Source organism: Rhizobium sp. CB3090, assembly GCF_029714285.1.
Taxonomy (GTDB): Bacteria; Pseudomonadota; Alphaproteobacteria; order Rhizobiales; family Rhizobiaceae; genus Rhizobium.
In genome coordinates this window covers 2522919-2538795 of record NZ_CP121662.1, presented here as the reverse complement: position 1 = coordinate 2538795, position 15877 = coordinate 2522919, and the positions used below count along the sequence as shown (strand labels likewise).

Below are 15877 nucleotides of genomic sequence, written 5' to 3'. Positions count from 1 at the left end.
GTCGATGGGCGAGGGAACGGGCGACAGGCGGCCCTTAGCGAGCCGCAACACACGCTGGGCGCAAGCGTTGGCGCGGCGCATGACGAGCCTGTCGGTGACACCGAACCAGATATCGCAGGCAAGCATGGTCATGGCCGCGCTTGCCGGCGCTTCGTTCTGGCTATCTGGGCTGGGCAGTGGCGGGCTGCGCGCCCTATGGCTGATTCTTGCGGCACTCTTCTGCCAGCTTCGTCTGCTCTGCAACCTACTCGACGGCATGGTCGCGGTCGAGGGCAGCAAGGGCGAGGCGGACGGGCCGTTCTGGAATGAATTTCCGGATCGCGTCGCCGATATCCTGATCTTTGCCGGCGTCGGCTATGGCATTGCCGAGCCCGGGCTCGGCTGGGCTGCCGCCGCCTTTGCCGTGCTTACTGCCTACGTCCGCGAACTCGGCCGCGCCACCGGCAATCCCAGCGATTTCGGCGGGCCGATGGCCAAGCAGCACCGCATGGCAACGGTGACGGCTGCTGCCCTGCTGTCTGTCATCGAAGTGCTATGGAGCGGCAGCTCCTGGGTGCTGACCATCGCGCTCTGGATCGTCGCCGTCGGCGCAGCGGTGACGGCCCTTCGCCGCGGTCTCAACCTTATCCGGCAGCTAAAAGCCAGAGGTTGATCCGGCGATTTCGCTCAGCGATAAGCCGCCGTCGCATGCCGGTGATTCGCCGCCCCTTGCGCCGGGCAGCAATCCTTTCTATATCCCTGATCCATCGAAGCCGGGCGGCCAAGCCGCCGCGTGCCCGCAGACGATAAAAATCCGCCGCTTTTGCATGGCAACCGGTGGACCGAAGACAGCACCGAAGATCGACTGAGATTGGCGGCAAGACCGTGAATACACTGGATTTTGACAAGAGGCCGGAAGATACGCGGGTCGTCGTCGCCATGTCTGGCGGCGTCGATAGTTCCGTCGTCGCCGGCATTCTGAAGCGCCAGGGCTATGATGTGCTCGGGATCACGCTGCAGCTCTACGATCACGGTGCTGCCGTGCACCGCGCCGGCTCCTGTTGCGCCGGTCAGGATATCGACGATGCCCGCCGCGTTTGCGAGACGCTTGGCATTCCGCATTACGTGCTCGACTACGAAAAGCGTTTCCGCGAGACGGTGATCAATCCCTTCGCCGAAAGCTATGTTGCCGGCGAGACGCCGATCCCCTGCGTTGCCTGCAATCAGACCGTCAAGTTCGCCGATCTCCTGGCGACCGCCAAGGAGCTGGGCGCCGATGCGCTGGCGACCGGCCATTATATCCGCTCGCGCCCGAACCCATCCGCCGACCATCCCGGCCGCCGCGCGCTCTATCGCCCGGCCGATGCCGATCGCGACCAGAGCTATTTCCTCTTTGCCACCACGCAGGAGCAGATCGACTATCTGCGCTTTCCGCTCGGCGGCATGCCGAAGTCGGAGACGCGTGCGCTTGCCGAGGAGATGGGCCTTGTCGTTGCCAAGAAGGCCGACAGCCAGGATATCTGTTTCGTGCCCCAGGGCAAATATTCCGACGTGATCGCCAAGCTGAAGCCGAATGCGGCGCTTGCCGGCGAGATTGTCCATCTCGACGGCCGCGTGCTCGGCCAGCACGAGGGCATCCTGCACTATACGATCGGGCAGCGCCGCGGCATCGGCATTGCGACGGGCGAGCCGCTGTATGTCGTCTATCTCGACGCCCGCTCGCGCCGCGTTATTGTCGGCCCGAAAGAAGCGCTTGAGACGCGCCGCGTCTATCTCCGTGATGTCAATTGGCTCGGCGACGAGCCGCTAGCGAATGCGGCTGCCGGTGACGGCTTTGCCTGCTACGCCAAGGTCCGCTCGACCCGCGCGCCGGCCCCTGCCGTGCTGCATGCCGATCCGACCGGCATCTATGTCGACCTGACGATCGGCGAAGCCGGCGTCGCCCCTGGCCAGGCCTGCGCGCTCTATTCCGCCCCCGGCGACGATGCCCGCGTCTATGGCGGCGGCTTCATCGAACGCTCCGAGCGAGAGCCGATGGCAGAAGCCTCGCTGAAAGCATTGCTGGCGAGCCCCGTCGCCGCCTGAGGGCGCACAGTGCGGGGCAGGGGAAAGCATTGATTTTTCCAAATCATCCGCTTGACACAAAGCCGAACCGCACCTTATAAGCCGCTCACCGACGAGCCAACGCTCCTCGAGCGGCGGTTTCGTTTGGCCCTTGTGCGTAATCTGAGAGATTGTGCACGGATGTGGCGGAGTAGCTCAGTAGGTCAGAGCAGAGGAATCATAATCCTTGTGTCGGGGGTTCAAATCCCTCCTCCGCTACCAAAATATTCAAATGAATTCAAAGATTTAGCTGAAATTTTGGTTTCCGATACATGTCACGTTCGGCAACATTTTTCGTTTCATACCCTGGCCATACCACAATTGATAGAAATCCAGAGTATGCCGTGCTGTGTACACAAATTTGTGAGGGTGTAGCGAGACGCGCCATTCCTGCGTTTTAGTTTGCCGGTTTCAGTAGGGGCCTATGGAGCGTCGAGGGTGTTGCCTGCGATAATCTCCTGTATCAAAGAGCCATCCCATACCAACCCAATTTGCGCCTCGTTTGGGTGGTCAGTTGGAAGCCGCCCTGAATAGACCCCGATGAATCTGTTCATTGGCGCATCGGAGTGGGCAACAACGCCGGGTTGGATCAGGTCGCTCGTCCAATTGCTGCGACGAATGACCGGCGAGCCAGACATCCCTGGCCTGGAGGCCGTGTCTACAAGAATGTAATTTGTCGTCAGCCTAGCAAGTGCCGGTTCTGAGGCGATACTTCCCCTCTTCCAGATGGGGTAAGCCGGAGGCGCGATCTTGAAGGGATAGCCCAGAATAAAGACCTCCATTCCAACCTCAATGCGGAGCGGCGCGGTTGCAACCTCGTTGAAGGGGTAAATGGCTATAGTCAGGTGATTTTCGGCAAAGGGAAGCGGTAGAACTGCGATGTCCACGCGCTTGTCAGGATGCACCAACCAAAGCGGCTTATCGTCACCATCTCTAATTATGATATCCCATCGCTGCTTTTCGAATGAACCGACCTGCAAGTTGAACAGGGTTCGAAGGACGTTTGGGCGGCCCGCATCCGATCTCATATATTTGCCGGTGAAAAAATCTCGTGCTGAAAGGACGTGCCAGTTGGTCACAAGATAATACTGAGGTCCAACCTTCCACATAAATCCAGTCGCCTGGGAGTCGAGCGATGTGTCGTTAAAATACAGCTCCAGCGGAACGGTCGCTAACGTAAAGGGGTCGAGTTTAGTCATCTTCTTCTACGGAGTTAGTCTCGTGGTAGCCGGGAGAGATTTTCGATTAGGGCGTTTGGGCGAAAGTTCCGAGTCGTTGGGAGTATGAGCAGGCAAGGGCGATGGTCTCCCATTGGTAGCAATTTTGCGGTTTAGCGCTACGAACAATCTACCGGCCTTGGTGCAGATTGAGCCGACCGCTTGAACGCGGTCTAAGGGAAAGTGCTCGCTGTTTATGCTACCTGGTTCAGTTGGGATGCGATGTGAAATGACAATCGGGATCGCACCGTCAATCATGCGCCAAACACCATGAGCCATTTTGTTCCGCGCCTCTACGGCTCTACGGATACCAGTCCATGCGTCGGCAGTTGTTTGAGCATTGGGATGCAGCGGCATGCCGTACCGTTCCGATAGCTTCTTCGCCAGCTCAATTTTTTCTTTAGTTTCAATCTGAGTGACCAGCTTTCCATCATCGTACGAAAGGCCAAGCACCGCCCAAATGAACTCCTCAGCGTGCATTTCCATTTCTGAAAACTGCATAATGGCCGTTGCAACAGCGAGTTTGATAGCGTCCGGCACAACATTGGATAAGCGATCTGTATCCGATAGCTTCTTCTGGACGAGTTGTTGCTGTTTGCCCGATCCAGCTTTTGCTTTCTTAAAACGCGGTTCTTTCGGAGGCAGATTGTTCATGGGCTCTCCATAGGCTTGATTTCCAGACGATGCCTCGTAGAACGAGCAACATAATCAGTCGCTTCCTTCCAAATCAGCAAGCTTGCCGATCAGCGTTGAAAAATAGCTGATAAGTTCGGCCTCCACGTCAATTCAGTTCCCGGCCCCTGCCTTCAAACCCCCAACATCGCATCGATCTGGGCAATCAGGGCAGCATAGGTTTCGATGTGTCGGCGGTATTCGGCCTTGATCTCCTCTGTGACCTCGGCAAGAGGCCCATTGCCCTCCTGGCGAAAATGACGGATGTCCTTTTCTTCCATCGACTGAAGTTGTTCTTGATGCTCGGCAATCTTCTGCTCGTAGCTCTTCCGACGTTCATGCAAATCCATGGCTTCCTCCATTCAATCGCCAATCATTTACGAAGATAGCTCTTTCGGCCGTCATCGGTAAGGCAGTAATGGCCGCCGCGAGGCCCGACACAATATGATCCCCCTCGGCAGGAGCAATCTGTTGAAGTCGTGGGTTCCATGTCCGCAGGTGCTGATCCGAGAACGGATGCGCCGCCCATATAGGCCTCGCACGATTGCTTGCTGGCGCTGACAGATCCGTCATTGCAGATGAAGGTCGATCCCTGGCAGTGATCAATGCCGCCTTTGCGCCCGCTGCATGGTGTATTGGCCGCCCCGCAATAAGCCGGCACCAAGATCAAAATCGCTCCGCAAATTGCAATCCATGCTCGCATCAAGTCCCCTATGTGTGAGAACTATCCGATCGCTGCAATGAGAGTCGAAAGTCGAGTGAGCCGCGTGCAAGAGGCCACTTCGCCGAAAATTATGATAATTTTATGCGAAAATCGAGTGTGAGATTTCGCCAATAGGTCGCGAGCGGCTCCAACGCCTCGGCAGTTAATGAAGAAGCTGTAGCACCATGAGCGCTACCGTGGTTATGCCCGCGCATACCGTCATGGCAGTCAAGATCGAAGTCGACATCATCTCGCTCCTCAAACCGAATTTTCGGAACTGATTACAAAAGCGAGAGCGGGATGTCGCGTGACAGATCGCGTGACGTGGCTTGAGTTCGCCTACTGGCAACCATCCTGATCCCCTGGAGAAGGATGTTTCCTCGACTGCTTGATGTGCGGGATGACAAACGAAAAAGCCCCCGCCTACTTGCGTTTCGGCGGGGGGAGGAAATATGGCAGAATACTTATTTTAGAATATTCAAATGCTGGATCAAACATGAAAGCGGATTCAAAAACCTCTATTCGCCCCGTTTAGGTAACTTTTTGTTTCTGCAAAAGCCCCAAAAGACTTGCCCGACGGCAACAGCGCAAGCGGACCGCGCCTACTCAGATCTTTGATGCCGACAAAAATCAGGCCACCTCAGCTTTCGCCACTATCAACGCGGCGTCTCAAATCCTCGGCGAAATATTTGTAGTTCTCCAGCATGTCCTCATAGTGCGTGAGGACGATTGCCGTAATGTCCTCCCAGGGACCGTCACCGAATTTGGCTTGATGCTGGATCTCCCCGGCCTGAATGCGGGAGATGCGCTGCGAGAACTCTTCGATCTGCCCAACGCAGTCTGCCAAACGTTCGACAAGCGATGTACCCATCTTCTCCTCCATCCTGCGCGTAATGACTGTGCAGAAGTCAACAATGATTGGCGCGGAAAGACAAGCTGTCCGAGAGGGGCATACGCCTGTCGGTTCGCTTTTGGGCAAGGAGCGCGTGGTGCGCGGCACTCTGGCATTTGCGGCAGGCAATGGACCTCCTGTTTGCCCCATAAATTTCTATGCTGCATTGCCGCGATAGTGCGGTTCGCGAACGTAATGTCGCCTTGATGCTGTGAGACGCCCCGCCGCGAGGTTGCCGATGCACGGCCGCTCTTATCAGGAATTACGAGGCCAGCAATGCATTGGGATCTAATAACAGTCGCCGCAATTTTTGCTCTATTTGCCGTCGTCCGCGAGTGCCGACTTATCCTTGCCAAGGCAAGAGCTTCGCATTGGAACGGCTTCAGGCTCCGCTAACTGCTTAACGTTTCACGATAACGCCATGAGTCCGGGCGACAGAAAAAGTGCGCAATCCGTTCATTGTTGTGTCCTTTTTGTGACCATTATGACTCCCTACCACCACGTTGGTGCGGAAGGGGATGCAGCATGGATTACTACGTCACAATAGCAGTATGCGTTACCGCCGGGTCGTTCGTCTTTGCGGTTATGAATATTCGCTAGGATCAGCGCGGCGGGCGCAAGCTGAGATAATACAGGCGCGAGTCAAAGCGAAACGCGCACCTGTATCGGTCGAGAGATGCCCGAGCCTGCAACGTCGGGCGGACAGGTTAAAGTCGGGAAGAACTCAATGCGTCATAGGCATTGATCAAACGGTCGACGTCCAATCCATGCTCTTGCGGCCCGAAGCTCAAGTGGCTGACGGTAAAGTCCGCATAGATCGCGGTGGGCCGATCGAGGAAGGTCGGCAGGTCGACCGTCAGGGCGTATTCGTCATCGCCCTTCGGAAGAGCCATATGCAGCAGGTCCTTTCCGAGCCAGGATATGAAGTTGATCGATTGGCGCTCCGTCCATTCGATGACCTTGTTCGGCAAAGGCAGATACTTGTCGTTCTTTTCCAGGAAGAAGTCGTGAAGCTGGGTTGCGCGCTCAGCGCTTAGCCACAAACTTCCTCCGAACCCTCCCGGGGGCCGCTCGAAATGGCCCAATTCGTCGGGAAGTGCTCCGCCTAGTTGTTGGAAATAGGCGCATACGCCATTGTTCACGACATTTGCGGAGACGACGAAATAGTTCGGGTTGGCCCTTCTAAACTCAATGAATTCATTGAGCTTTTCCAGGTCCACATAGACGATGTCGTCGTCGCACTTCAGGAATACCGCGCTAGAAAAACGCTCCAGTCGCTTCGCATAGTAGTCATATGCTTGCCAATAGGGCAGTTTTTCATTTGGATTTCCGACATAACGCCGTACGGGGGCGTTTACATCGCAAAGTTCCAAATCGGCACCCCATCCGCCGCGCACCATGACCGATGCGCCGGGACCCAGATTCAGTTCGGGCCATTTGCCGATCGTCACGCCATTGACCTGAAGTGTGGGAGCGCCGGCCGAGTCGATGCTGAGGACGACCTGGTTCGGCAGGCTTGGGGAAAGAACGCCGGGAGTCGATTTGCTCCAAATGGTCGCCGCTTCACCCCTGCTTGCGAAATTATTGAGGTCGCTGCATTTCACGCTGCGAAGAACGGAATGCGTGTTGACCCAGCCACCGACCACAATTTCGTAACAAGTATCGGCCTCATCGTTCGGAAGAACGGCGATGTGAAGATCGTGGTCTATTTTCGCATTCGCGCGGAATGAGGAACGCGAGGTAACCGCTCCCTTTAACTGATAGGGCGCTTCGGACCCCATATATCGCGCCGGGCCGAATTCGCGCGTAACCCACTCGTTATCTTCAGAGGAGCGCGTGAAATCCCATATGTGCCATTCATCAATGATGCCATCATCGATGGCCTTGCGGATGTATTTGGTCAAAATCTCCATTCGCTTTTGCCGCCCTGCGAATGTCACAAGTATAACAGGAGTCATAGTATCCTCTTCGCTCGCAGCCGTTGCCGCAATTCAACTTCAAAGTGACGCCGGCTCTTTCAACAAACGGCTGTCGCGCGAAAGCGGCGCGTAATCGTTCCATTGGGCCAGTTTCTGGAGATAGCGCTGCCGGTAGGCTTGATCGTCCTCGAATTCGATATTCTCCAGAACGATTTCGGCGCCGATCTCATAGTAGACATCTAGATTGCTCAGGTCGGGCGCCGGCGTTTCCCCGCGCTCGATTTCACCTTGCATCTGCCAGAACAGGTGCTCGAGACGCCGCGCGAGGCCCGGGATATCCCGCAAGCCGCTGGTCTCGCGCTGGCGCTGCAAGGAGTCCCTGATCGCCGTGAGGCTGTCGCGGTCATGCGCGAAGGCGATGGCGCGGCTGACATAGTCCTCCGGTCCGCTGCAGATCAGCTCGGGAACGCCGGCGGCCGCGACGATGCTGCTGCAGAAGCGCGAGGCGAAGCTTTTTCCGGGCATGGTCAAGACCGGCAGCCCGACGGTGATGGCATCGGCCGCGGTGGAATGCGCCCCATAGGGGAAGGTGTCCAGGAAGAGATCGGCCAGCGCCATTCGCGCGAGATGGTTCGGATTGGCGGCCTTGGACGCGAAAATAAGGCGCTCAGGTTCCACGCCGTTTTGCTCGGCCATCTGGCGCAGGCGCTGGTTGACGTCCGGCGCCTCCGCAAGCAGCCACAGCACGCTGCCAGGTGTCGCGGAAAGGATCTGCATCCAGCGGGCAAAGCAGTTGGCGGTGATCTTCTGCATGCCGTTGAGGCAGGCGTAGACAAAGGCGTCCTCCGGCAGGCCGGCTTCCGCGCGGGTCGGCCGCGCGGCGATCAGCCGCTTGCGGTCGATGGGCTGGTTGCAGGCAATCCGCAGCACCTTTTCTGTATAGTAGATCTCGTTCTCCGGCGGGATGATGTGCTCGTCCGCGATGATGTATTGATGAAACGGACTGGCCGTCGTGCCGGGATAGCCGCAGAAATTGACGATGACCGGCGCCGGCCGGTAGGCGAAGATCTTCGCCCGCGCATGTTTGGTGTATCCGTTGACGTCGATGAGGATGTCGATCTCGTCGGCGCGGATTTGCTTGGCGGCGTCGATATCGCTGAGCGTGGAGATTTCCCGCCAGCAATCCACAGCGTTTTTGATGCGCGTTTGCGTCGCGTCGTTGGATCGGGGCTCGCCGCAATAATAAGCGAAGACCTCGACGCTGCTCTTGTCATGCAACTCCAGAACCTCCCGAAGCGCAAAACCGACCGCGTGATCGCGCAGATCAGATGAGACGTAGCCGACGCGCAAACGCTCTCCAGTCCCCGTTTTCCGCTTTGGCGGCTGGCGCGGAAACTCACGGAGATCGGGCCGCCCGATCAGGGATTTGTGATAGCGATAGGCTTTAGCGAGCTGGAATAGAGGGTCGTCGGTATAGCAGCCGAGGATCAAGGGCGACATCGCGTCCAATAGGTTCCGGGCCGAGACGTGTTCGGACGTGACCAAGGTCGGCCACTTGCACTGGTGCTGCCGCAACGACGTCCAGTGCTGGCCTGCTTCGGTTTTGCTGGGCTGCAGCTCGATCGCTTGCCATAAAGCCGCTTCCGCCTCTTCCAGCGAGCCGACGCTTTCGAGAACGCGGCCGATGTGCTGGAGCGCCATCAGGCGATAGCCAATCTTGTCGGCGGTGATCTCGGCAGTCGCCTTTGCGAAGTCTCGCCATTGTTCGACGGCCCGGCCGTGCAGGCCGCTGTCTTCCAGCAGACGGCCGAGGTTGATGTGCGCCGGCCCGAATTGCGGAGAGAGCTTCAAACAGGCTCGCAGCGCGTGGATCGCACCGGCAGCATCACCAGCATGGTTTGCTGTGACCGCATAGTTGAAATAGGCAAGATGCAGCAGGGGACTGGTGTCGTTGAACGCAATCCAGGTCTTGTAAAGCTCGATCGCTTGCGGCTGTTTTCCTATGCCATTCAAAATTTCAGCGATCTGGAACAACTCACCGAGCGGCAGTTGCTGATTCCGCGCCCTCTCCGAGGCGCTGACGAGCGGCGAGGCTTGGGGCGAGACAGATGCAATATTGACGGTCATGGGCATCCTGCGACAAGACGGCCTCGCGGCCGAAGGTGTGAGCTGACGAGCGAAACGTCATGCCTTCTAGCGCAGCTAGCTTGCGTCGGACTGGTTGGTTTTCAGTGGAAGGCGCTCGGTGGGGCGTAGCTCCTTCCGGCAGTGACACAGGGCGGCCGGTCAAGAGCGCGCAGGTAGCGGGTCTTCTGCCGTCGGCGAGAGTTCGGGGCGATTTCAGTCGGATTCTCGGCGCGATTGACAAAAAACGCCGCGCAATTTCTCGCGCGACGCCGAAGTCTTCTGCGGCGCGGGTGAAACCGCGCCGCAATCCGTCAGATTTTAGTTGTAGGCCGCATAAGCCGAGATGACCGCGGCAACTTGTCCTTGATCCAGTGCCTGCACCTGTGTCGTGGTGAAAGCGTAAAGCTGGTCGCTGGACAGTGAGGCGATATCATCCGTGGACAGTCCGGCCAGACCCGCCGTGCTGATCGCCGCAATCTCGTCGGTAGAGAAGGTTGCGATGTCAGCGGTGGACAGAGCGCCGACTTCGGTTGCCGTCAGGGCGCCGATCTGGGTCGAGGTCAGAGCGGCAGCCTGGTCGGTGGAGAGTGCCGCGATCTGCGCCGACTTCAGGGCTGCGACCTGGCTGGTCTTCAGGACGGCGATCTGGTCGGTGGAGAGGATGGCGACGTCGTCGGTGGACAGGGCGCCGATCTGGGTCGAGGTCAGGGCGGCCACCTGGTCGGTGGTCAGGACCTTGGCCTGGTCGGTGGAGAGAGCGCCGATCTGGCTGGTGTTGAGCTTGGCGATCTGGCTGGTCTTCAGGGCTGCGACCTGGTCGGTGGACAGGGCCGCAACCTTATCGGAAGACAGTCCGGCCAGGGCCGAGGTGGAGAGCGCCGCAATCTCGTCGGTGGAGAAGGTTGCGATGTCGTCGGTGGAGAGGGCGCCGACTTCGGTTGCCGTCAGGGCGCCGATCTGGGTCGAGGTCAGAGCGGCAGCCTGGTCGGTGGAGAGTGCCGCGATCTGCGCCGACTTCAGGGCTGCGACCTGGCTGGTCTTCAGGACGGCGATCTGGTCGGTGGAGAGGACGGCGACGTCGTCGGTGGAGAGCGCGCCGATCTGGGTCGAGGTCAGGGCGGCCACCTGGTCGGTGGTCAGGACCTTGGCCTGGTCGGTGGAGAGCGCGCCGATCTGGCTGGTGTTGAGCTTGGCGATCTGGCTGGTCTTCAGGGCTGCGACCTGGTCGGTGGACAGGGCCGCAACCTTATCGGCAGACAGGCCGGCCAGGGCCGAGGTGGAGAGCGCCGCAATCTCGTCGGTGGAGAAGGTTGCGATGTCGTCGGTGGAGAGGGCGCCGACTTCGGTTGCCGTCAGGGCGCCGATCTGGGTCGAGGTCAGAGCGGCAGCCTGGTCGGTGGAGAGTGCTGCGATCTGCGCCGACTTCAGGGCTGCGACCTGGCTGGTCTTCAGGACAGCGATCTGGTCGGTGGAGAGGACGGCGACGTCGTCGGTGGAGAGCGCGCCGATCTGGGTCGAGGTCAGGGCGGCCACCTGGTCGGTGGTCAGGACCTTGGCCTGGTCGGTGGAGAGAGCGCCGATCTGGCTGGTGTTGAGCTTGGCGATCTGGCTGGTCTTCAGGGCTGCGACCTGATCGGTGGACAGGGCTGCAACCTTATCGGAAGACAGTCCGGCCAGGGCCGAGGTGGAGAGCGCCGCAATCTCGTCGGTGGAGAAGGTTGCGATGTCAGCGGTGGACAGAGCGCCGACTTCGGTTGCCGTCAGGGCGCCGATCTGGGTCGAGGTCAGAGCGGCAGCCTGGTCGGTGGAGAGTGCTGCGATCTGCGCCGACTTCAGGGCTGCGACCTGGCTGGTCTTCAGGACAGCGATCTGGTCGGTGGAGAGGACGGCGACGTCGTCGGTGGAGAGCGCGCCGATCTGGGTCGAGGTCAGGGCGGCCACCTGGTCGGTGGTCAGGACCTTGGCCTGGTCGGTGGAGAGAGCGCCGATCTGGCTGGTGTTGAGCTTGGCGATCTGGCTGGTCTTCAGGGCTGCGACCTGGTCGGTGGACAGGGCTGCAACCTTATCGGCAGACAGGCCGGCCAGGGCCGAGGTGGAGAGCGCCGCAATCTCGTCGGTGGAGAAGGTTGCGATGTCGTCGGTGGAGAGGGCGCCGACTTCGGTTGCCGTCAGGGCGCCGATCTGGGTCGAGGTCAGAGCGGCAGCCTGGTCGGTGGAGAGTGCTGCGATCTGCGCCGACTTCAGGGCTGCGACCTGGCTGGTCTTCAGGACAGCGATCTGGTCGGTGGAGAGGACGGCGACGTCGTCGGTGGAGAGCGCGCCGATCTGGGTCGAGGTCAGGGCGGCCACCTGGTCGGTGGTCAGGACCTTGGCCTGGTCGGTGGAGAGAGCGCCGATCTGGCTGGTGTTGAGCTTGGCGATCTGGCTGGTCTTCAGGGCTGCGACCTGATCGGTGGACAGGGCTGCAACCTTATCGGAAGACAGTCCGGCCAGGGCCGAGGTGGAGAGCGCCGCAATCTCGTCGGTGGAGAAGGTTGCGATGTCAGCGGTGGACAGAGCGCCGACTTCGGTTGCCGTCAGGGCGCCGATCTGGGTCGAGGTCAGAGCGGCAGCCTGGTCGGTGGAGAGTGCTGCGATCTGCGCCGACTTCAGGGCTGCGACCTGGCTGGTCTTCAGGACAGCGATCTGGTCGGTGGAGAGGACGGCGACGTCGTCGGTGGAGAGCGCGCCGATCTGGGTCGAGGTCAGGGCGGCCACCTGGTCGGTGGTCAGGACCTTGGCCTGGTCGGTGGAGAGAGCGCCGATCTGGCTGGTGTTGAGCTTGGCGATCTGGCTGGTCTTCAGGGCTGCGACCTGGTCGGTGGACAGGGCTGCAACCTTATCGGCAGACAGGCCGGCCAGGGCCGAGGTGGAGAGCGCCGCAATCTCGTCGGTGGAGAAGGTTGCGATGTCAGCGGTGGACAGCGCGCCGACTTCGGTTGCCGTCAGGGCGCCGATCTGGGTCGAGGTCAGAGCGGCAGCCTGGTCGGTGGAGAGTGCTGCGATCTGCGCCGACTTCAGGGCTGCGACCTGGCTGGTCTTCAGGACGGCGATCTGGTCGGTGGAGAGGACGGCGACGTCGTCGGTGGAGAGCGCGCCGATCTGGGTCGAGGTCAGGGCGGCCACCTGGTCGGTGGTCAGGACCTTGGCCTGGTCGGTGGAGAGGGCGCCGATCTGGCTGGTGTTGAGCTTGGCGATCTGGCTGGTCTTCAGGGCTGCGACCTGGTCGGTGGACAGGGCTGCAACCTTATCGGAAGACAGTCCGGCCAGGGCCGAGGTGGAGAGCGCCGCAATCTCGTCGGTGGAGAAGGTTGCGATGTCAGCGGTGGACAGAGCGCCGACTTCGGTTGCCGTCAGGGCGCCGATCTGGGTCGAGGTCAGAGCGGCAGCCTGGTCGGTGGAGAGTGCTGCGATCTGCGCCGACTTCAGGGCTGCGACCTGGCTGGTCTTCAGGACGGCGATCTGGTCGGTGGAGAGGACGGCGACGTCGTCGGTGGAGAGCGCGCCGATCTGGGTCGAGGTCAGGGCGGCCACCTGGTCGGTGGTCAGGACCTTGGCCTGGTCGGTGGAGAGCGCGCCGATCTGGCTGGTGTTGAGCTTGGCGATCTGGCTGGTCTTCAGGGCTGCGACCTGGTCGGTGGACAGGGCCGCAACCTTATCGGAAGACAGTCCGGCCAGGGCCGAGGTGGAGAGCGCCGCAATCTCGTCGGTGGAGAAGGTTGCGATGTCGTCGGTGGACAGAGCGCCGACTTCGGTTGCCGTCAGGGCGCCGATCTGGGTCGAGGTCAGAGCGGCAGCCTGGTCGGTGGAGAGTGCCGCGATCTGCGCCGACTTCAGGGCTGCGACCTGGCTGGTCTTCAGGACAGCGATCTGGTCGGTGGAGAGGACGGCGACGTCGTCGGTGGAGAGCGCGCCGATCTGGGTCGAGGTCAGGGCGGCCACCTGGTCGGTGGTCAGGACCTTGGCCTGGTCGGTGGAGAGCGCGCCGATCTGGCTGGTGTTGAGCTTGGCGATCTGGCTGGTCTTCAGGGCTGCGACCTGATCGGTGGACAGGGCTGCAACCTTATCGGCAGACAGGCCGGCCAGGGCCGAGGTGGAGAGCGCCGCAATCTCGTCGGTGGAGAAGGTTGCGATGTCGTCGGTGGACAGAGCGCCGACTTCGGTTGCCGTCAGGGCGCCGATCTGGGTCGAGGTCAGAGCGGCAGCCTGGTCGGTGGAGAGTGCTGCGATCTGCGCCGACTTCAGGGCTGCGACCTGGCTGGTCTTCAGGACAGCGATCTGGTCGGTGGAGAGGACGGCGACGTCGTCGGTGGAGAGCGCGCCGATCTGGGTCGAGGTCAGGGCGGCCACCTGGTCGGTGGTCAGGACCTTGGCCTGGTCGGTGGAGAGCGCGCCGATCTGGCTGGTGTTGAGCTTGGCGATCTGGCTGGTCTTCAGGGCTGCGACCTGGTCGGTGGACAGGGCCGCAACCTTATCGGCAGACAGGCCGGCCAGGGCCGAGGTGGAGAGCGCCGCAATCTCGTCGGTGGAGAAGGTTGCGATGTCGTCGGTGGAGAGGGCGCCGACTTCGGTTGCCGTCAGGGCGCCGATCTGGGTCGAGGTCAGAGCGGCAGCCTGGTCGGTGGAGAGTGCCGCGATCTGCGCCGACTTCAGGGCTGCGACCTGGCTGGTCTTCAGGACAGCGATCTGGTCGGTGGAGAGGACGGCGACGTCGTCGGTGGAGATAGCTGCAACCTGCTTCGAGGTCAGCGCGCTGACCTGCGTCGTCGTCAATGCGGTGACCTGATCGGTGGAGAGGCCAGCAACGTCGGCTGTCGTGAGTGCGGCGACCTGTTCGGTCGAAAGGCCCCCGAGCTGGGTCGTGGAGAGAACCGCCAATTGGTCCAGGTTCAACCCGAGAATGGCGCTCGTCGATACCGCGCCAATCTGATCGGTGGTGAAGGTGGAGATATCCTGCGTTTCAAAGGCGGAAATCTGCGTTGAGCTCAGCGCCTTGATCTGGGTGGTGCTCAGTGCGGCCACGTCGTCCGTGGTCAGTTGCTTAATCGTTGTGGTGGAAAGAGCTTTAATCTGAGTGATGCTCAGAGAAGAAATAACTGAAGTCATGGACGCGCCCCTAGTGTTAGCTGAATGCGAATATCACTCCTCTGCCGTCGGTCGCGCGAGAAACCCAGCAAAGTCACCTTACGGCGTCTTCAGACGCGCGTTTGCTGGCAGCGTTACCCGCTCAAACGGACACCAATACAGGCGTCGACAATTCGGGCGTCCTGTCGGAAGAGAATGAAGTTACACGGAACATGGCTCGGACGAGCCGGCGCGTTGGAAGGGCATCATGCTTCCAGAGCCATGCAATGGCCCTGATCCCTACGCCATTGGACGCCAACGTCTCGCCTGCAACTCCCGTTCGCCCAGATGTGTCATCTACTCATGGGCGAATCGCGTTCTGAAGGAGAACTCTTGCGACCCAAGAACGCTTTTATTCGTTTGCTTTTAATTTTGAATTAACGACCGACCGACTCCACTTTTTCTTGGCAACAGATCCGGCGCAACACTTATGCGCTGCGAAAACGTGTTTATCGGAATCATGCGCTTATCAGGGCATTTGCCTCGCGACAGGCGGCGACGAAAGCCACGCGGGTTTCGTTTGCGGTGGTATAGCCTTCAAAGCAATCGATGCAGGCGCGCAAGGCGGCCTCATAGGCGTTTCCGTGGCGTATCGGCCAATCCGCGGTCAAGCAGTCTGTGGCCTCGGCCGCTGTCCGGATGATGCGGATATTTTTCGGCAGGCGTACGACGACAGGCTTTCGCCAAGCGGTTTGAAACATCGCGCTCCTCGTTTCGGCATTTCAAAACGAGACAGCGGCGGTTTCGTTCCAAGTGGTGTTCCGGACAATGGCAGGAAGCCGCGGCGCGAGAGAGGATCAGATGATGCAGCCGGCTTATTCGGCCATTGTGGTTTCGATCGGTACGCCGGCTTCCCTGGCGGCGGCGACAAAGCTGCCGCGCGCTTCCAGCGGTTGCCTGATTCCGCTTTCGACATCCGCACATATCTGCAGGGCCATCATGAACGCCTTGCCTTCGGCAACGGGCCATGCGTTCAGCAGCATGTCCAATGCTTCTTTCGTGGTGCCAACGGTGTAGATTTTCCCCGTTCGCTTGCAGATGACCATCACCGGGAAGTTCCAATGTCTATTGCTCATGGTTCCAAGCTCCGACGCCACCCATT

Annotated in this window: 11 protein-coding genes and 1 tRNA gene; 3 read left to right on the top strand and 9 right to left on the bottom strand. The window is 60.0% G+C overall.

What is annotated here, in order from left to right; all coding sequences use genetic code 11:
- The first annotated feature begins 4 nt into the window (after positions 1-4).
- The 3 genes from QA646_RS12280 (at position 5) to QA646_RS12270 (ending at position 2304) form a co-directional block, all read left to right on the top strand.
- Positions 5-652, top strand: coding sequence for a CDP-alcohol phosphatidyltransferase family protein (locus tag QA646_RS12280; protein ID WP_283055732.1), 648 nt, complete (start codon positions 5-7; stop codon positions 650-652).
- Positions 653-864: 212 nt separating this feature from the next.
- On the top strand, positions 865-2064 hold the full coding sequence (gene mnmA, locus QA646_RS12275) for a tRNA 2-thiouridine(34) synthase MnmA (RefSeq protein WP_283055731.1): 1200 nt from the start codon (positions 865-867) through the stop codon (positions 2062-2064).
- 163 nt (positions 2065-2227) lie between these two features.
- Positions 2228-2304 (top strand) — tRNA-Met (locus QA646_RS12270).
- Between the two features lie 200 nt (positions 2305-2504).
- Here the strand turns inward: QA646_RS12270 and QA646_RS12265 are convergent.
- The 9 genes from QA646_RS12265 to QA646_RS12225 all read right to left on the bottom strand — a co-directional run bounded on the left by QA646_RS12265 (position 2505) and on the right by QA646_RS12225 (position 15851).
- Positions 2505-3281, bottom strand: a complete 777-nt coding sequence (locus QA646_RS12265) for a serine protease (RefSeq protein WP_283055730.1) — start codon at positions 3279-3281, stop codon at positions 2505-2507.
- 6 nt (positions 3282-3287) lie between these two features.
- Positions 3288-3953 carry a hypothetical protein gene (locus QA646_RS12260; protein WP_283055729.1) on the bottom strand — a complete coding sequence of 222 codons (666 nt, stop codon included), beginning with the start codon at positions 3951-3953 and terminating at the stop codon, positions 3288-3290.
- A gap of 152 nt (positions 3954-4105) precedes the next feature.
- The gene (locus QA646_RS12255; RefSeq protein ID WP_283055728.1) at positions 4106-4321 is read right to left on the bottom strand and encodes a hypothetical protein; all 216 of its coding nucleotides are present in this window, start codon (positions 4319-4321) and stop codon (positions 4106-4108) included.
- 993 nt (positions 4322-5314) lie between these two features.
- Positions 5315-5545, bottom strand: a complete 231-nt coding sequence (locus QA646_RS12250) for a hypothetical protein (RefSeq protein WP_283055727.1) — start codon at positions 5543-5545, stop codon at positions 5315-5317.
- 728 nt (positions 5546-6273) lie between these two features.
- Entirely contained in the window at positions 6274-7524 is a 1251-nt protein-coding gene (locus QA646_RS12245) for a hypothetical protein (RefSeq protein WP_283055726.1), read from the bottom strand.
- Between the two features lie 39 nt (positions 7525-7563).
- Positions 7564-9612 carry a glycosyl transferase gene (locus tag QA646_RS12240; RefSeq protein ID WP_283055725.1) on the bottom strand — a complete coding sequence of 683 codons (2049 nt, stop codon included), beginning with the start codon at positions 9610-9612 and terminating at the stop codon, positions 7564-7566.
- A 318-nt stretch (positions 9613-9930) separates the two neighbouring features.
- Positions 9931-14757 (bottom strand): hypothetical protein, encoded by a 4827-nt coding sequence (locus tag QA646_RS12235; protein ID WP_283055724.1) that lies wholly within the window; start codon positions 14755-14757, stop codon positions 9931-9933.
- A gap of 476 nt (positions 14758-15233) precedes the next feature.
- The gene (locus QA646_RS12230; protein WP_283055723.1) at positions 15234-15476 is read right to left on the bottom strand and encodes a DUF982 domain-containing protein; all 243 of its coding nucleotides are present in this window, start codon (positions 15474-15476) and stop codon (positions 15234-15236) included.
- Between the two features lie 114 nt (positions 15477-15590).
- Positions 15591-15851, bottom strand: coding sequence for a DUF982 domain-containing protein (locus QA646_RS12225; RefSeq protein WP_283055722.1), 261 nt, complete (start codon positions 15849-15851; stop codon positions 15591-15593).
- Positions 15852-15877: the final 26 nt, after the last annotated feature.

What these genes read in the sequence shown, in the direction of transcription:
- QA646_RS12280 (WP_283055732.1), top strand. Translation starts at nt 5, where the DNA reads ATGGGCGAGGGAACGGGCGACAGGCGGCCCTTAGCGAGCCGCAACACA.
- QA646_RS12265 (WP_283055730.1), bottom strand. Translation starts at nt 3,281, where the DNA reads ATGACTAAACTCGACCCCTTTACGTTAGCGACCGTTCCGCTGGAGCTG.
- QA646_RS12260 (WP_283055729.1), bottom strand. Translation starts at nt 3,953, where the DNA reads ATGAACAATCTGCCTCCGAAAGAACCGCGTTTTAAGAAAGCAAAAGCT.
- QA646_RS12255 (WP_283055728.1), bottom strand. Translation starts at nt 4,321, where the DNA reads ATGGATTTGCATGAACGTCGGAAGAGCTACGAGCAGAAGATTGCCGAG.
- QA646_RS12250 (WP_283055727.1), bottom strand. Translation starts at nt 5,545, where the DNA reads ATGGGTACATCGCTTGTCGAACGTTTGGCAGACTGCGTTGGGCAGATC.
- QA646_RS12245 (WP_283055726.1), bottom strand. Translation starts at nt 7,524, where the DNA reads ATGACTCCTGTTATACTTGTGACATTCGCAGGGCGGCAAAAGCGAATG.
- QA646_RS12240 (WP_283055725.1), bottom strand. Translation starts at nt 9,612, where the DNA reads ATGACCGTCAATATTGCATCTGTCTCGCCCCAAGCCTCGCCGCTCGTC.
- QA646_RS12235 (WP_283055724.1), bottom strand. Translation starts at nt 14,757, where the DNA reads ATGACTTCAGTTATTTCTTCTCTGAGCATCACTCAGATTAAAGCTCTT.
- QA646_RS12230 (WP_283055723.1), bottom strand. Translation starts at nt 15,476, where the DNA reads ATGTTTCAAACCGCTTGGCGAAAGCCTGTCGTCGTACGCCTGCCGAAA.
- QA646_RS12225 (WP_283055722.1), bottom strand. Translation starts at nt 15,851, where the DNA reads ATGAGCAATAGACATTGGAACTTCCCGGTGATGGTCATCTGCAAGCGA.